Origin of the sequence: Neisseria maigaei (assembly GCF_958267405.1) — a bacterium.
In the GTDB taxonomy this organism is placed as follows: Bacteria; Pseudomonadota; Gammaproteobacteria; order Burkholderiales; family Neisseriaceae; genus Neisseria; species Neisseria bergeri.
On sequence record NZ_CATQFT010000024.1, the window covers coordinates 1 to 1350 of the forward strand.

Consider the following 1350-nt stretch of genomic DNA (forward strand, 5'->3'; position numbering starts at 1 on the left):
CCGCGCCCGTCGGAATACCACAAATGGGATGGAAGCGACTGGGTGCTGACACCTGCCGCTAAAAAGAAAATGCTGCAACAGGCGAAGTCTGAAAAACTGGCCGAAGTCAATCGCGCCGCGCAATCCTATATCGACCGTGCGGCGGGCTTGGATAAAGTGCCAGAATTTGAGGTGGCAACTTGGACAACGCAGGCATTTGAGGCGAAGGCATGGCATGCCGACCAGAATGCTGCAACGCCGACGCTTGACGCCATTGCCGCTTCCCGAGGCGTGCCGCCCGATGCTTTAAGGCAAAAAGCTTATGAAAAAACACTCAAATTCGAACTTTTGACCGCGCATGTTGCAGGCTTGAGGCAGGCGGCGGAAGACAAAATCAACGCCGCGGCCAATCTTGATGAACTGACTGATATATCGCTCGTCATCGAGCTGCAAGCCGAGGCTGAATGATGGCGGAGGTTTATCTGGCACTTTACAAAGGAAAGGCGTGCGGAATACGTGCGAGGTTTGAGGATTGGCTGATACGTACTATAACTCGCAGTCAGTACAGTCACTGCGAAATCGCCGTGCGGCTCCCTACATACTGCGCCTCTTCTTATGCCTGTTATTCCGCCAGTGGGCGCGACGGCGGTGTACGTATGAAAGTGATGCCGCTGCCGTCTGACAAGTGGGATTTGATTCCGCTGCCGCCATCCGCGCACAGTTCGGTCGTCTGCCTATATGCTCAGACACGCGGTTGCCGTTACGACTGGATGGGAGCAGTTGGGACGGTATTCCGTCTGACTCAGAGCAAAAACCGTTGGTTCTGTAGCGAGTTTTGTGCGACGGTAATGGGAATAACCGAAGGTTGGCGGTTCTCGCCCGGGGATTTGGCAGCAATGTTCCGGAGGGAGGCTGTATGACACCCTCTCAATTTTGTCAAACCCAAATCGACGAATGGACGGAAATCAGCCGCCGTGCCTCAGAAACCGGCGATATTGCCCTGTTTGAGCGGGCGGAAAAAGAAATCGCCAATTATCAAATGATCCAGAAACTCTATGCAACTGATGGAAATAACCGCAATAAAGGAGGATAAAAAATATTAAAGTGGGACAGCGACGTACCGGTGCGGGAACACCGGTACGCCAGCCAAGCAGGGTAAGCTGCATTGACTTCAAGGCCGCCTAAGTCTCTAGAGACTTAGGCATTCTATCTAAAATTGGAGTGGGTGCAAATGCAAAACTACCGCGAACTGCGCTGCAAATATTGCGGCAGGCTGCTTACAAAAGGCAGCGGCAGCGTGCAAATAAAATGTATGCGCTGCAAAAATATCAATACCTTCAAATAATTAAAAATCATCAGAATGCCACCGAG

General features: G+C 51.9%; 4 protein-coding genes. All 4 read left to right on the forward strand.

Going from position 1 to position 1350, the window contains the following annotated elements; genetic code table 11:
* A partial coding sequence (locus Q3O06_RS05375) for a phage tail protein (protein WP_301818005.1) occupies positions 1-447 on the forward strand: 447 nt, incomplete at its 5' end.
* On the forward strand, positions 447-899 hold the full coding sequence (locus Q3O06_RS05380) for a hypothetical protein (protein ID WP_061704840.1): 453 nt from the start codon (positions 447-449) through the stop codon (positions 897-899). The genes Q3O06_RS05375 and Q3O06_RS05380, both read left to right, overlap by 1 nt.
* Entirely contained in the window at positions 896-1072 is a 177-nt protein-coding gene (locus Q3O06_RS05385; RefSeq protein WP_301818006.1) for a hypothetical protein, read from the forward strand. Before Q3O06_RS05380 ends, Q3O06_RS05385 begins: the two co-directional genes overlap by 4 nt.
* Positions 1073-1210: 138 nt before the next feature.
* The gene (locus tag Q3O06_RS05390) at positions 1211-1324 is read left to right on the forward strand and encodes a zinc finger domain-containing protein (RefSeq protein WP_301818007.1); all 114 of its coding nucleotides are present in this window, start codon (positions 1211-1213) and stop codon (positions 1322-1324) included.
* Positions 1325-1350: the final 26 nt, after the last annotated feature.

Coding starts and splice junctions, on each gene's coding strand:
- Q3O06_RS05380 (WP_061704840.1), top strand. CDS start 447: ATGGCGGAGGTTTATCTGGCACTTTACAAAGGAAAGGCGTGCGGAATA.
- Q3O06_RS05385 (WP_301818006.1), top strand. CDS start 896: ATGACACCCTCTCAATTTTGTCAAACCCAAATCGACGAATGGACGGAA.
- Q3O06_RS05390 (WP_301818007.1), top strand. CDS start 1,211: ATGCAAAACTACCGCGAACTGCGCTGCAAATATTGCGGCAGGCTGCTT.